Consider the following 14760-nt stretch of genomic DNA (forward strand, 5'->3'; position numbering starts at 1 on the left):
CACAAGCATAGGCCTATGCCCCCATGGGCTTCGTTGACCTGGGTCAAGTTTTTGCGGGGTTGGCCTCTCTAGTCTGCCGCCATGGCTAACTGACTGGAGAGCATTGTGAACCAACCGCGTGTACGACAAGGCTTGGTGCTGGGCATGAGCACGCTGGCCTTCACTGTGTGCTTCATGGTCTGGATGATGTTTGCCGTGCTCGGTGTACCGATCAAGGACCTTCTCCAGCTCAACGAAACCCAGTTCGGCCTGCTGGCCGCGACCCCGGTCCTGACCGGCTCGCTGGTGCGTTTGCCGCTGGGTTTGCTGACCGACCGCTTTGGCGGGCGCAGCGTGTTCTTCCTGCTGATGCTGGCCTGCGTCGCGCCGCTGTATTTGATCAGTCACGCCACCGCCTACTGGCAGTTCCTGGTGCTGGGCTTGTTCGTCGGCCTGGCCGGTGGCTCGTTCTCGGTCGGGATTGCCTACGTCGCCAAATGGTTCGACAAGGAGAATCAAGGCTTCGCCATGGGCATCTTCGGCGCCGGTAACGCCGGAGCCGCGGCGACCAAGTTTCTCGCCCCGGCACTGATCGCTGCCGGCAGCTGGCAACTGGTGCCGAAAGTCTTCAGCGCGATCCTCTTTATTACCGCGCTGCTGTTCTGGTTTCTCAGTGCCGAAAACAAGGACCACCGCAGTGCATCCGGCGCCACCTTGCGTGAGCAACTGCGCTCGCTGAAAGACCCTGCGGTGTGGCGCTACTGCCAGTACTACTCGATTGTCTTCGGCGGCTACGTCGCCCTGGCACTGTGGATGACCAAGTACTACGTGCAGGAATACGGTTTCAGCCTGCAAAGCGCGGCGCTGCTGGCGGCCTGTTTTTCCCTGCCCGGTGGCGTGCTGCGCGCCGTCGGCGGCTGGATGTCGGATCGCTGGGGGGCGCAAAGCGTGACCTGGTGGGTGTTGTGGGTCAGCTGGATCTGCCTGTTCCTGCTCTCGTATCCCCAGACCCAACTGCAAGTGCAGACCATCGACGGCCCGGTGGATTTCCACATCGGCCTGAGCCCCGCGCTGTTCACCGTGCTGCTGTTCGTCATGGGCATCGCCTTCGCGTTCGGCAAGGCCTCGGTTTTCAAATACATCGCCAATGACTATCCGAAAAACATGGGAGCGGTGTCCGGCATCGTCGGCCTCGCCGGTGGCCTGGGTGGTTTCGTGCTGCCGATCCTGTTCGGCGCCCTGGTGGACCTCACCGGCGTGCGCTCTTCCTGCTTCATGTTGATGTACGGCGTGGTCTGGGTCTCCCTCACCTGGATGTACTTCAGCGAAATACGCAAAAGCCCGGTGCTGGGTAAAGCGCCGCTGCTGACCCCGTCCCCGATTTCCAGCATTGCCCTAGGAGAAGAACATGTCCGTTCTGCAAAAGCCTGACAAAGGCCCGGTCATTCATGACTGGCGCCCCGAGGACCCCGCGTTCTGGGGAAGTAGCGGCAAACAGACCGCCACGCGCAACTTGTGGATTTCCATTCCTGCGCTGTTGTTGGCCTTCGCGGTGTGGATGGTCTGGAGCACGGTGATTGTGCGTTTGAACGCCATCGGCTTCACCTTCACCACCGACCAGCTGTTCTGGCTGGCGGCGTTGCCGGGGCTGTCCGGGGCGACCTTGCGCGTCTTCTATTCCTTTATGGTGCCGATCTTCGGTGGCCGTCGCTGGACCGCCCTGAGCACCGCGTCGCTGTTGTTGCCATCGATCTGGATGGGCTTCGCCGTGCAGGACCCGAGCACCTCCTACAGCGTGTTCGTGTTGATTGCCTTGCTCTGCGGTTTTGGTGGCGGCAACTTTGCCTCGAGCATGTCCAACATCAGCTTCTTCTATCCCAAGTCGCAGCAGGGCACGGCCCTCGGCCTCAACGCCGGGCTGGGTAACCTGGGCGTCTCGGTGATGCAGTTCTGTGTGCCGCTGGTGATTACCTTCGGCGTGTTCGGCTTCATGGGCGGCTCGCCGCAAGCACTACCGGATGGCGGTCAGTTGTGGCTGCAGAACGCCGGGTTCATCTGGGTGCCGTTCATTGTGTTGGTGACGGTGCTGGCCTGGTTCGGCATGAATGACTTGTCCAGTGCCCGCGCTTCGTTCAGCGAGCAGGCGGTGATCTTCAAGCGCAAACACAACTGGCTGATGTGCTGGTTGTACCTGGCGACCTTCGGTTCATTCATCGGTTTCTCCGCCGCGTTTCCGCTGCTGATCAAAACTTCCTTCCCCGACGTGATTGCCTTGAAATTCGCCTTCCTCGGCCCGTTGGTTGGCGCTTTGGTGCGGCCATTGGGCGGCTGGCTGGCGGACAAGCTCGGTGGCGCGAAAGTGACCTTGTGGAACTTCGTGGCAATGATCGCGATGGTCTTCGGTGTGATGCACTTCCTGCCGCAGAACGGTACCGGCGGCAACTTCTACGGCTTCCTCGGCATGTTCATGCTGCTGTTCATCACCACTGGCGTCGGCAACGGCTCCACCTTCCGGATGATCCCGGTGATCTTCCGCACCCAGCATGAAAAAGCCTCGGCCGGAAAACCGCCAGCCGTACGCGAACAAGCGCTCAAGGATGCCGGTAAAGAATCGGCCGCCGTCCTGGGCTTCAGTTCGGCCATGGGCGCCTTCGGTGCGTTCTTCATTCCCAAATCCTTCGGCTCTTCGATGGCCCTGACCGGCGGCCCGGAGATGGCCTTCTACATGTTCGTCGGCTTTTACCTGAGCTGCATCGTGGTGACCTGGTGGTGGTACGCGCGCAAAGGCGCCGCGACACCCTGCTGAGACGACCCGAATTCAATCATTGCGTGGGCGGGGCACAGACTCCGCGACAAAGCCTGAGAGGACTACACCGTGAGTCATTTACTGGATCAATTGCGGTTTTTCAACCGTAAGCAAAACGAGTTTTCCGACGGTCATGGAGAGACCCGCAAAGAGTCTCGCGACTGGGAGAACGTCTACCGTTCGCGCTGGCAGTACGACAAGATCGTGCGTTCTACCCATGGGGTGAACTGCACCGGCTCCTGCTCGTGGAAAATCTACGTCAAGAACGGCCTGATCACCTGGGAAACCCAGCAGACCGACTACCCGCGTACCCGTAACGACCTGCCGAACCATGAGCCCCGTGGCTGCCCCCGTGGTGCCAGTTACAGCTGGTACATCTACAGCGCCAACCGCCTCAAGTACCCGAAAATCCGCAAGCCGTTGCTCAAGCTCTGGCGCGATGCGCGGCAGACCATGGCGCCGGTCGAAGCCTGGGCCAGCATCGTCGAGGACAAGGCCAAGGCCGACTCCTATAAAAGCAAGCGCGGCATGGGTGGCTTCATTCGTTCCAACTGGGAAGAAGTCAACGAGATCATTGCCGCGGCCAACGTCTACACCATCAAGCAATACGGCCCGGACCGGATCGTCGGCTTCTCGCCGATTCCGGCCATGTCGATGGTCAGCTACGCCGCAGGCTCGCGTTACCTGTCGCTGATCGGCGGTGCCTGCTTGAGTTTCTACGACTGGTACTGCGACTTGCCACCGGCCTCGCCGATGGTCTGGGGCGAGCAGACCGACGTGCCGGAATCGGCCGACTGGTACAACTCCAACTACATCATTGCCTGGGGGTCCAACGTCCCGCAGACCCGTACCCCGGATGCGCACTTCTTCACCGAAGTCCGTTACAAGGGCACCAAGACGGTCGCGATCACCCCGGATTACTCGGAAGTCGCCAAGCTCACTGACCTGTGGCTGAACCCTAAACAAGGCACCGATGCGGCGCTGGCCCAGGCGTTCAACCATGTGATCTTCAAAGAATTCCACCTGGACAAGCCGAGCGCCTATTTCACCGATTACGCCAAGCGCTTCACCGATTTGCCAGTGTTGGTGCTGCTCAAGCAAATGGTCGACAAGGCACCGGGCGCCGGTTACCAGCCGGACCGCTTCCTGCGCGCCAGCGACCTGACCGACAACCTCGGTCAGGAAAACAACCCGGAATGGAAAACCATCGCGCTGGATGTCAGCGGCGAACTGGTTTCCCCTCAAGGCTCCATCGGTTATCGCTGGGGCGAGAAGGGCAAGTGGAACATCCTTCCTCGTGAAGGCGGCGAAGGCCGTGAGATCGATCTGAAGCTGAGCCTGATCGGTGATGACGTGGCCGAAGTGGCGTTCCCGTATTTTGCCGGCGAGTCCCACGAGCACTTCCAGCACGTGGCCGGCGAAGCTGTGCAATACCGCCGCGTGCCGGTGCATAACGTGGTGCTGGCGGACGGCAGCGTGGCCAAGGTCGCCACCGTGTTCGACCTGTCGGCAGCCAACCTGGCCATCGATCGCGGCCTCGGTGGCGCTAACGTGGCCAAGGATTACAACGACGCCTCAGTGCCCGGCACCCCGGCGTGGCAAGAGCAGATCACCGGCGTCAGCCGCGAGAAAGCCATCCAGATTGCCCGTGAGTTCGCCGACAACGCCGACAAGACCAAGGGCCGCTCGATGATCATCGTCGGCGCGGCGATGAACCACTGGTACCACATGGACATGAACTACCGCGGGCTGATCAACATGCTCATGCTCTGCGGGTGTGTTGGCCAGACCGGTGGCGGTTGGGCGCACTACGTCGGCCAGGAAAAACTCCGTCCGCAATGCGGCTGGCTGCCCCTGGCGTTCGGCCTGGACTGGAACCGTCCGCCACGGCAAATGAACGGCACCAGTTTCTTCTACGCCCACAGCTCGCAATGGCGCCACGAGAAAATGAGCATGCACGACGTGCTCTCGCCATTGGCCGATAAATCACAATTCCCTGAGCATGCCCTGGACTACAACATCCGCGCCGAACGTGCCGGCTGGTTGCCCAGCGCACCGCAACTCAACACTAACCCTTTGCACATTTGCCGCGACGCCGCTGCGGCCGGCATGGACCCGAAAGACTACGTGGTCAAGTCGCTGCAGGACGGTTCGCTGCGTTTCTCCTGCGAACAGCCGGACAGCCCGGTCAACTTCCCGCGCAACATGTTCATCTGGCGTTCCAACCTGCTGGGCTCCTCGGGCAAGGGCCACGAGTACATGCTCAAGTACCTGCTGGGCACCAAAAACGGCGTGATGAACGAAGACATCGGCCAGGTCGGCGACTGCAAACCCGAAGAAGCCGAATGGGTGGACGAGGGCGCCATCGGCAAGCTCGATCTGGTCACAACACTGGACTTCCGCATGTCCTCGACCTGTGTCTATTCCGACATCGTCTTGCCGACCGCGACCTGGTACGAAAAAGACGACATGAACACCTCGGACATGCACCCGTTCATTCACCCGTTGTCGGCGGCTATCGATCCAGCGTGGGAATCGCGTTCCGACTGGGAAATCTACAAAGGCATCGCCAAGGCGTTTTCCAGCATGGCCGAAGGGCATCTGGGCGTTGAAAAGGACCTGGTGACCATCCCGTTGATGCACGACAGCGTCGGCGAACTGGCCCAACCGTTTGGCGGCACCGACTGGAAAAGCGACGGCGTTGCACCGGTGCCGGGAAAGAACGCACCGAACCTGCATGTGGTGGAGCGTGACTACCCGAACATCTACAAGCAGTTCTCGTCCCTCGGGCCATTGCTGGAGAAAAACGGCAACGGTGGCAAGGGCATCAACTGGAACACCGACACCGAAGTGAAATTTCTCGGTGAACTCAATCACAAAGAAGGCGACGCCGGTATCAGTCACGGCCGTCCGAAAATCGACACGGCGATCGATGCCGCCGAAGTGATTCTGTCCCTGGCGCCGGAAACCAATGGCCATGTCGCCGTCAAGGCCTGGGCGGCGTTGTCGGAATTTACCGGTATCGATCACAGCCACCTGGCGCTGTCCAAGGAACACGAGGCGATTCGATTCCGCGACATTCAGGCACAGCCACGCAAGATCATTTCCAGCCCGACCTGGTCGGGGCTCGAAGACGATCACGTCAGCTACAACGCCGGCTACACCAACGTTCATGAAGGGATCCCATGGCGCACCATCACCGGTCGCCAGCAGTTCTACCAGGATCACCCGTGGATGCAGGCGTTCGGCGAGCAACTGATGAGTTATCGCCCGCCCGTCAACACCCGCACCATCGAAGGGGTTAAAGGCAAGCGCAGTAACGGCCACAAGGAAATCGTCCTGAACTGGATCACCCCGCACCAGAAGTGGGGCATCCACAGCACCTACAGCGACAACCTGCTGATGCTCACCCTCAGCCGTGGCGGGCCGATTGTCTGGCTCTCGGAGAACGACGCGAAAAGCGCCGGCATCGAGGACAACGACTGGATCGAATGCTTCAACGTCAACGGTGCGCTGACCGCCCGGGCGGTGGTCAGCCAGCGCGTCAAGGACGGCATGGTGATGATGTACCACGCCCAGGAACGGATCGTGAACGTGCCAGGTTCGGAAACCACCAAGACCCGTGGCGGCCACCACAACTCGGTCACCCGGGTGGTGCTCAAGCCGACCCACATGATCGGCGGCTATGCCCAGCAGGCCTACGGTTTCAACTATTACGGCACGGTCGGTTGCAACCGCGATGAGTTCGTCGTGGTGCGCAAAATGTCCAAAGTCGACTGGCTCGATGGTTCAAGTGGCGATGACCTGCCACGTCCGCTGCCGACCGATATCGAGGAGAACTGAGATGAAGATTCGCTCACAAATCGGCATGGTTCTGAACCTGGACAAGTGCATCGGTTGCCACACCTGTTCGATCACCTGCAAAAACGTCTGGACCAGCCGCGAAGGCATGGAATACGCCTGGTTCAACAACGTCGAATCGAAACCCGGGATCGGCTACCCGAAAGAATGGGAAAACCAGGACAAGTGGAAGGGCGGCTGGATCCGCAACGCCAATGGCACGATCAACCCGCGCATCGGCGGTAAGTTCCGCGTGTTGGCGAACATTTTCGCCAACCCGGATCTGCCGAGCCTCGACGATTACTACGAACCGTTCGACTTCGATTACCAGCACCTGCACACCGCGCCGCTGGGCGAGCATCAGCCCACTGCGCGCCCGCGCTCGCTGATCTCCGGCAAGCGCATGGAAAAAATCGAGTGGGGCCCGAACTGGGAAGAGATCCTCGGCACCGAATTCGCCAAGCGTCGCAAGGACAAGAACTTCGACAAGATCCAGGCGGACATTTACGGCGAATACGAAAACACTTTCATGATGTATTTGCCGCGCCTGTGCGAGCACTGCCTCAACCCGACGTGCGCGGCGTCGTGCCCGAGCGGGGCGATCTACAAGCGTGAAGAAGATGGCATCGTCCTGATCGACCAGGAAAAATGCCGTGGCTGGCGGATGTGCATCAGCGGCTGCCCGTACAAGAAAATCTATTTCAACTGGAAGAGTGGCAAGTCCGAGAAATGCATCTTCTGCTACCCGCGGATCGAAGCCGGGATGCCGACTGTTTGCGCGGAAACCTGCGTCGGGCGCATTCGTTACCTCGGGGTGCTGCTGTATGACGCCGACCGCATCAGCGAAGTGGCGAGCACCGCCAATGAGCAGGACCTGTACGAGAAACAACTGGAGATCTTCCTCGATCCGAACGACCCGGCAGTGATTCGTCAGGCCCTGGCCGATGGCGTACCGCAGTCGGTGATCGATTCAGCCCAGCGTTCGCCGGTCTACAAAATGGCCGTGGACTGGAAACTCGCACTGCCGCTGCACCCTGAATACCGCACCTTGCCGATGGTTTGGTACGTGCCGCCGCTGTCGCCGATCCAGAACGCCGCCACTGCCGGTACTGTCGGTATGAACGGGGTGATCCCGGATGTCGACAGCCTGCGTATTCCACTGAAGTACCTGGCCAACCTGCTGACGGCGGGCGATGAAAAACCGGTCAAGCGTGCGCTTAAACGCTTGCTGGCGATGCGCGCTTACAAACGTTCCGAGCAAGTCGACGGGGTTCAGGACCTGCAAGTACTGAAGGACGTTGGCCTGAGTGTGGCGCAGGTCGAGGAGATGTATCGCTACCTGGCGATCGCCAACTATGAAGACCGCTTTGTGGTACCGAGCGCGCACCGTGAAGACGCCATGAGTGACGCCTTTGCCGAACGCTCCGGTTGCGGCTTCAGTTTCGGCAGCGGCTGTAGCGGTAGCTCCGACACCAACATGTTCGGCGCGAAGAAAGCCAACCGCCGCGACATCCTGAAAACCGTCCAGTTGTGGGAGGAATGAGCATGCAAATTCTCAAAGTGATTTCGCTGCTGCTCGATTACCCGACCGAGACGCTGATTGGCGGTCGCGACGAACTGGAGAAAGCGATCATCCAGTCACGGGAAATCAGCCCTAAACAGCGCGGCGCGTTGTTCGAATTGCTCGAGCTGATCTGCGCCAATGACCTGATGGACGGGCAGGAGCACTACGGTGCGCTGTTTGGCCGGGGTCGTTCGCTGTCGTTGCTGTTGTTTGAACATGTGCACGGCGAGTCCCGCGACCGTGGCCAGGCGATGGTCGACATGATGGCGCAATACGAAGAAGCCGGTTTTGCCATCGGCGTCAAAGAGCTGCCGGACTATATCCCGCTGTACCTGGAGTTCTTGTCCACCCGCGAAGACATCGAGGCCCGCGAGGGCCTGGCGGATGTTTCGCACTTGCTGGCCTTGCTCGCGGCGCGCCTGGAAGAGCGTGAAAGCGCCTATGCCAGCTGCTTCCGGGCGCTGTTGCAAATCGCCGGGGCCGAGCCGCATCAAGCGGTCGCCGACCTGCGGGCGCAAGTCGCGGCGGAGCCTCGCGACGACTCCCTCGAAGCCCTCGACAAGATCTGGGAAGAGGAGGCCGTGGACTTCCTCCAGGCCGAACAGCAGGACCGTTGCAGTTCATTGCCTAGCGCACCGGGCAAGGCCCGTGAGGAAAGCGCGGTGCCGTTGCACTGGGTGGATTTTCAGCATGAAGGGTTGGCCGCTGCGCCAGCCAAGGAGGTCGGTAATGTCTAAATGGAATCTGTTGTTGTTCGGGATCTATCCCTACGTCGCTTTGGCCATTTGCCTGATTGGCAGTTGGGCACGCTTCGACCTGTCGCAATACAGCTGGAAGGCAGGTTCGAGCCAGATGCTCAACCAGCGCGGGATGCGCGTGGCGAGCAACTTGTTCCATGTCGGTGTGCTGTTCGTGCTGGCCGGGCATTTCGTCGGCCTGCTGACGCCAGCGTCGGTTTATCACCACGTGATCAGCACTGAGAACAAGCAGTTACTGGCCATGGTGTCCGGCGGGTTCTTTGGCCTGCTGTGCTTGATCGGCTTGTTGATGCTGGTCAATCGGCGACTCACCGATCCTCGGGTACGTGCCACCTCCAGCCCTTCGGACATCCTGATTCTGCTGGTGCTGCTGGCGCAGTTACTGCTGGGGCTGCTGACGATTGCGGCGTCCACCGCGCATATGGATGGCTCGGTGATGGTGATGCTCGCCGATTGGGCGCAGAACACCGTGCTGTTGCGGCCGATGGAAGCGGCGGCGGCCATCGCGCCGGTCGGCTTGACCTACAAGCTGCACGTGTTTCTCGGTTTGACCCTGTTTGTGCTGTTCCCCTTCACCCGTCTCGTACACATGATCAGCGCACCGATCTGGTACCTGGGGCGTCGTTATCAAATCGTTCGTCAGAAGTACTGAGGAGACAATCATGTCAGGTGGATGTGGATGTGGTGGTGGTAACGGCGGCAGCGGTGGCTGCGGGTCTTCCAAAAAAGCCGAGGACGTTCTCGACATCGCGCCGGTCGCAGAGGCGCAGTTTGAAGCACTCCCGGTTGAGCCGGCGGCTGCCGATGACGCCCCGGCGCAGTTGATCGCCAGCAGCGAACAGGAGTGGCCGATCATCAGCGTCAATGAGGTATCGATCACCCCGGAGGCAATGGCCCAGGAGCTGCAATATCACCCGGCCGAAAGCCGCGAGGAAGCGGTGTACCTGGCCGCCCGGGCGTTGGTGATTCGCGAGTTGTTGCAGCAGCGCATTGCCGAACTCGGCGTGTCGATGGAGATCGGTGCCGGCGAGAACGAAGAAGAAGCGGCCACGCGCTTGTTGCTCGAACGCGAGGTACACGTACCGCAGTGCGACGAAGAAACCAGCCTGCGCTACTACGAAAACAATCGCGGGCGCTTTCACAGCGCACCGTTGCTGGCGGTTCGGCACATCCTCCTCGAGTGTGTGCCGGACGATGTCGAGGCGCGCGCCGTTGCGCATGATCAGGCGGAAGTTCTGCTGCAACGTCTGGAAGACTTTCCCGGTAGTTTCGCCGAGCTGGCCGTGAAGTATTCGGCCTGCCCGTCGAAGGCCCAGGGCGGTTCCCTGGGGCAGATCAGCAAGGGCCAGACCGTGCCCGAACTGGAACGTCAGCTGTTCACTCTGGCGCCGGGCCTTGCCAGCAAACCGCTGGAAAGTCGCTACGGCTGGCACGTGGTCAGTGTCGATCAGCGGATCGAAGGCATGCCGTTGCCCTATGAAGTGGTGTCGACGGCGATCCGCACGCAGTTGCAGCAAGGCGTCTGGCAAAAAGCGCTGGTGCAGTACCTGCAAACCCTGATCGGTGCGGCGGATATTCGCGGTATCCATTTGCAGGGCGCCGACTCACCGCTGGTGCAGTGAGCATCGTGGCAAACCGGGAGATGTGATGAACGCTGTAATGCAGGATGGCTTTGGACGGCAGATCGATTATCTGCGGATGTCGGTGACGGACCGTTGTGATTTTCGCTGTGTGTATTGCATGGCGAAAAACATGACCTTCCTGCCGCGTCAGCAGGTGCTCACGCTGGAAGAGTTGCAGCGTCTGGCAACGCTGTTCGTCGGGTTGGGCGTACGCAAAATCCGCCTGACCGGTGGCGAACCGCTGATTCGTCCGGGCATTGTCGAACTGTGCCGCAGCATCGCCGCGCTGCCCGGTTTGCGCGAACTGGTCATGACCAGCAACGGCTCGCAACTGGGCCGTCTGGCCCGGCCATTGGCGGAGGCGGGGGTCAAGCGGATGAACATCAGCCTCGATAGCCTGGACGGGCAGAAGTTTCGTGCGATCACCCGCATCGGCGATCTCGATCAGGTGCTCAATGGCATCGAAGCGGCGCGGGACGCGGGGTTTGAGCGGATCAAACTCAACTGCGTGGTGATGAAAGGGCGCAACTTCGATGAAGTCCCGGCGTTGGTGCAATACGCCATCGATCAGCGCATCGATATCAGTTTCATCGAAGAAATGCCGTTGGGCGACGTCGGGCGTTCCCGGGGCGAATCGTTTTGTTCAAGCGATGAAGTGCGGGCGCTGATCGCCAGCCAGCATCGGTTGCTCGACAGCACTGAAAACAGCGGCGGACCGGCGCGCTACGTGCGCCTGGAACGCCATCCCGATACCCGGATCGGTTTTATTTCGCCCAACAGCCACAACTTTTGTGGCAGCTGTAATCGGGTGCGGATGACTGTTGAAGGGAAGCTGTTGCTGTGTCTGGGGCAGGACGATGCCTTGGATTTAAGAGGATTGCTACGACGTTATCCGCTGGATGATCAGCCTGTGATCAACGCGGTGCAGAAGGCCTTGCGCGGCAAGCCGTTGCGCCACGATTTCAGTCCTGAAGGGGAGGTGCAGATTGTGCGGTTCATGAACATGAGTGGCGGTTGAGCTGATCTTTAAAACACAGCAAATCCAATGTGGGAGCGAGCCTGCTCGCGATAGCGGTAGAACAGTCGACATCAATGTTGAATGTGCTGCAGTCATCGCGAGCAGGCTCGCTCCCACATTAGATTTTCTTTTGCCGTCATCGGACGTTTTTTTCACCGCCAAATCTTGATATCGATCAATTGCAGATCAGCCCTTTGTCCGTAGTCTTCACTGCATGTTGTGTTTGTTTGTCTATAAACATCTATATGTAGTATCTGGAGGCCGAATGCAGAGCACGCTGATCTCAGTTGGATGTAACCGCTTGCACAAGCGTGATGGCAGTCTGGTCGCCTTCGATGCAGACAAGATCCGTCAGGCGTTGATCGCCGCCGGCAAGGCCACGGGGGAGTACACCGAGGTTGAGGTTGAAGGTTTGCTTCAGGCGGTACTCGCCCGGCTGGACGGACTGCCAAGGCTGCATGTCGAGCAGATCCAGGATCGTGTCGAACGGGTATTGATGGACGCCGGTTTTTTCTTCGCCATGCGGGCCTACATCGTCTACCGCGAACAACACGGGCGTTTGCGTCGTGACCGGCGGACCATGGTCGAAGTGGCGACCTCGATGAACGAGTACCTGGACCGTGAAGACTGGCGGGTTCAGGCCAACGCCAATCAGGGGTATTCCCTGGGTGGGCTGGTGTTGAACGTGTCGGGCAAGGTCACTGCCAACTACTGGCTGGACGAGGTGTACAGCGAGGCCATCGGCCAGGCCCACCGCGAGGCGGACTTGCATGTGCATGACCTCGACATGCTCGCCGGTTACTGCGCCGGGTGGTCGCTGCGCACCCTGTTGCACGAAGGGCTCAATGGCGTGCCGGGGCGTGTCGAAGCCGGTCCGCCGAAACACTTGAGCAGCGCTTTGGGGCAGATGGTGAATTTCCTCGGCACCCTGCAAAACGAATGGGCTGGTGCTCAGGCGTTCAGCTCGTTCGACACTTACCTGGCGCCCTATGTGCGCAAGGATCAACTGAGTTATCAAGAGGTGCGCCAGGCGATCCAGGAGTTCATCTATAACCTCAACGTCCCGTCGCGCTGGGGCACCCAGACGCCTTTCACCAACCTGACTTTCGACTGGGTGTGCCCGCAGGATTTGCGTGAGCAGATACCTGTCATCGGCGGGGAGGAAATGCCGTTTGCCTATGGCGACCTGCAAGTCGAAATGGACCTGCTCAACCGCGCCTACATCGAGGTGATGCAGGCTGGCGATGCGAAAGGGCGAGTGTTCACCTTTCCGATCCCGACCTACAACATCACTCATGATTTTCCGTGGGACAGTGAAAACGCTGATCGCTTGTTCGAGATGACCGCGCGTTACGGTTTGCCTTACTTCCAGAACTTCCTCAATTCGGATCTGCAGCCCAATCAAGTGCGTTCGATGTGCTGCCGGTTGCAACTCGATGTGCGCGAGTTGCTCAAGCGTGGCGGCGGTTTGTTCGGTTCGGCGGAACAGACCGGGTCGCTCGGCGTGGTCACCATCAACTGCGCCCGTCTGGGCTATGTGTTCAAGGGCAACACCAGCGGTTTGTTGCAGCGCCTGGACACGCTGATGGAACTGGCGATGGAGAGCCTGGAGGTCAAGCGCAAAGTCATTCAGCACCACATGGACGCCGGTTTATACCCGTACACCAAGCGTTACCTGGGCACCTTGCGCAACCATTTTTCCACCATCGGCCTCAACGGTATGCATGAAATGTTGCGCAATTTCAGCGGCGACGAGGAGGGCATGCACACCGAGCACGGCCGGCAGTTTGCCTTGAAGATGCTCGATCATGTGCGTGCCACGTTGCTGCGATTCCAGGAAGAAACCGGCCACATGTACAACCTGGAAGCAACGCCGGCCGAGGGCACGACCTACCGCTTCGCCAAGGAAGACCTCAAGCGCTATCCGGACATTCTCCAGGCCGGCAGTGTGCAGGCGCCGTATTACACCAACTCCTCGCAACTGCCCGTGGGCTACACCGAAGACCCCTTCGAGGCCCTGGAACTTCAAGACGAACTGCAATGCAAGTACACCGGCGGCACGGTCCTGCACCTGTACATGGCCGAGCGGATTTCCTCGACCCAGGCTTGCAAGCAACTGGTGCGCAAAGCCCTTGGCCGCTTCCGCCTGCCGTACCTGACCGTGACCCCGACGTTCTCGATCTGCCCGGTGCACGGCTACCTCGATGGCGAACATGAGTTCTGCCCCAAATGTGACGAGGTCCTGCTGCTGCAAGAGCAGAAGCTCGGCACCGTTCACTGATTTCGATCCACTCAACCGCAAGGAGCTTCACCATGACTGCATCACAAACACTGCCCCAGGCTCAACGTCAACGCTGCGAAGTCTGGACCCGGGTGATGGGTTATCACCGTCCTGTGTCGGCGTTCAATCCGGGTAAACAGTCGGAGCACCGCGAGCGGGTGCACTTCACTGAAAGCGCGGCACTGGCCGGGCGCCAATGAGTCGAATGCTTCGGGTCGGGGGCATGGTGCCCCTGACCACTATCGACTATCCGGGACAGCTCGCCTGCGTGCTGTTTTGCCAGGGTTGCGCCTGGCGTTGTCGTTATTGTCATAACCCGCAGCTGATTCCCCCTCGTGGCAGTGAGGAAGTGGATTGGCGGCGGGTGTTGGCATTTCTGCAACGTCGTCAGGACCTGCTTGATGCCGTGGTGTTCAGCGGTGGTGAACCGACTCTGCAGGACGGTTTGCTCGGTGCCATGGATGAAGTGCGGGACATGGGATTTCGCATCGGCTTGCACAGCGCCGGCATCAAGCCGGCGGCGTTCGCCAAGGCACTGACCGGCGCGGATTGGGTCGGTTTCGATGTCAAGGCGTTGCCCGAGGATTGCCAGGCCATCACCCGGGTCGAGGGAAGCGGAACCGCTAACTGGCGCAGCCTCGAGCATCTGCTGGCCAGTGGTGTCGACTACGAATGTCGCACCACGGTGCATTGGCATCTGTTCGAACCGGCGCGTCTGCTGATCCTGGCCAAACGCTTGAATGCGCTTGGCGTCAAACGCTTTGCCGTGCAACTGGTTCGCACCGAGCGGATGTTCGATCCGCTGTTGCCGAGCGTTTCGGCTCAAGCGTTGCTGCCAGAGTTGTGGGAGGCCATGCGCGAGTTGTTTCCAGCCTTCGTGTTGCGGGGATAA

General features: G+C 60.0%; 11 protein-coding genes. All 11 read left to right on the top strand.

Translation table 11 applies throughout. The annotated features are described in order from the left end of the window. Positions 1–105 precede the first annotated feature (105 nt). The 11 genes from ACZ9IM_RS14540 to ACZ9IM_RS14590 all read left to right on the top strand — a co-directional run bounded on the left by ACZ9IM_RS14540 (position 106) and on the right by ACZ9IM_RS14590 (position 14760). Complete coding sequence (locus ACZ9IM_RS14540) at positions 106–1410, top strand: MFS transporter (RefSeq protein WP_476224301.1); 1305 nt, start codon at positions 106–108, stop codon at positions 1408–1410. After that, positions 1388–2785, top strand: coding sequence for a NarK family nitrate/nitrite MFS transporter (locus ACZ9IM_RS14545; RefSeq protein WP_427623125.1), 1398 nt, complete (start codon positions 1388–1390; stop codon positions 2783–2785). Before ACZ9IM_RS14540 ends, ACZ9IM_RS14545 begins: the two co-directional genes overlap by 23 nt. A gap of 69 nt (positions 2786–2854) precedes the next feature. After that, the gene (locus ACZ9IM_RS14550) at positions 2855–6628 is read left to right on the top strand and encodes a nitrate reductase subunit alpha (RefSeq protein WP_427623126.1); all 3774 of its coding nucleotides are present in this window, start codon (positions 2855–2857) and stop codon (positions 6626–6628) included. Between the two features lies 1 nt (position 6629). Next, a complete protein-coding gene (gene narH, locus ACZ9IM_RS14555; protein WP_038982852.1) occupies positions 6630–8168 on the top strand; it encodes a nitrate reductase subunit beta in 1539 nt (512 codons plus the stop codon). A 2-nt stretch (positions 8169–8170) separates the two neighbouring features. Then, positions 8171–8926 carry a nitrate reductase molybdenum cofactor assembly chaperone gene (narJ, locus tag ACZ9IM_RS14560; RefSeq protein ID WP_102614424.1) on the top strand — a complete coding sequence of 252 codons (756 nt, stop codon included), beginning with the start codon at positions 8171–8173 and terminating at the stop codon, positions 8924–8926. After that, a complete protein-coding gene (narI, locus tag ACZ9IM_RS14565; protein WP_192343689.1) occupies positions 8919–9599 on the top strand; it encodes a respiratory nitrate reductase subunit gamma in 681 nt (226 codons plus the stop codon). The genes narJ and narI overlap by 8 nt, the downstream gene beginning before the upstream one ends. Before the next feature lie 10 nt (positions 9600–9609). Continuing rightward, on the top strand, positions 9610–10569 hold the full coding sequence (locus ACZ9IM_RS14570; protein WP_476224302.1) for a peptidylprolyl isomerase: 960 nt from the start codon (positions 9610–9612) through the stop codon (positions 10567–10569). 25 nt (positions 10570–10594) lie between these two features. Continuing rightward, positions 10595–11587 carry a GTP 3',8-cyclase MoaA gene (moaA, locus tag ACZ9IM_RS14575; RefSeq protein WP_476224303.1) on the top strand — a complete coding sequence of 331 codons (993 nt, stop codon included), beginning with the start codon at positions 10595–10597 and terminating at the stop codon, positions 11585–11587. Positions 11588–11852: 265 nt separating this feature from the next. Then, positions 11853–13868, top strand: coding sequence for a ribonucleoside triphosphate reductase (locus ACZ9IM_RS14580; protein ID WP_476224304.1), 2016 nt, complete (start codon positions 11853–11855; stop codon positions 13866–13868). Positions 13869–13900: 32 nt separating this feature from the next. Beyond that, the gene (gene nrdD / locus ACZ9IM_RS14585; RefSeq protein ID WP_017338867.1) at positions 13901–14068 is read left to right on the top strand and encodes an anaerobic ribonucleoside-triphosphate reductase; all 168 of its coding nucleotides are present in this window, start codon (positions 13901–13903) and stop codon (positions 14066–14068) included. Then, on the top strand, positions 14065–14760 hold the full coding sequence (locus ACZ9IM_RS14590; protein ID WP_176466953.1) for an anaerobic ribonucleoside-triphosphate reductase activating protein: 696 nt from the start codon (positions 14065–14067) through the stop codon (positions 14758–14760). Before nrdD ends, ACZ9IM_RS14590 begins: the two co-directional genes overlap by 4 nt.

The organism is Pseudomonas sp. TE12508 (assembly GCF_056279485.1).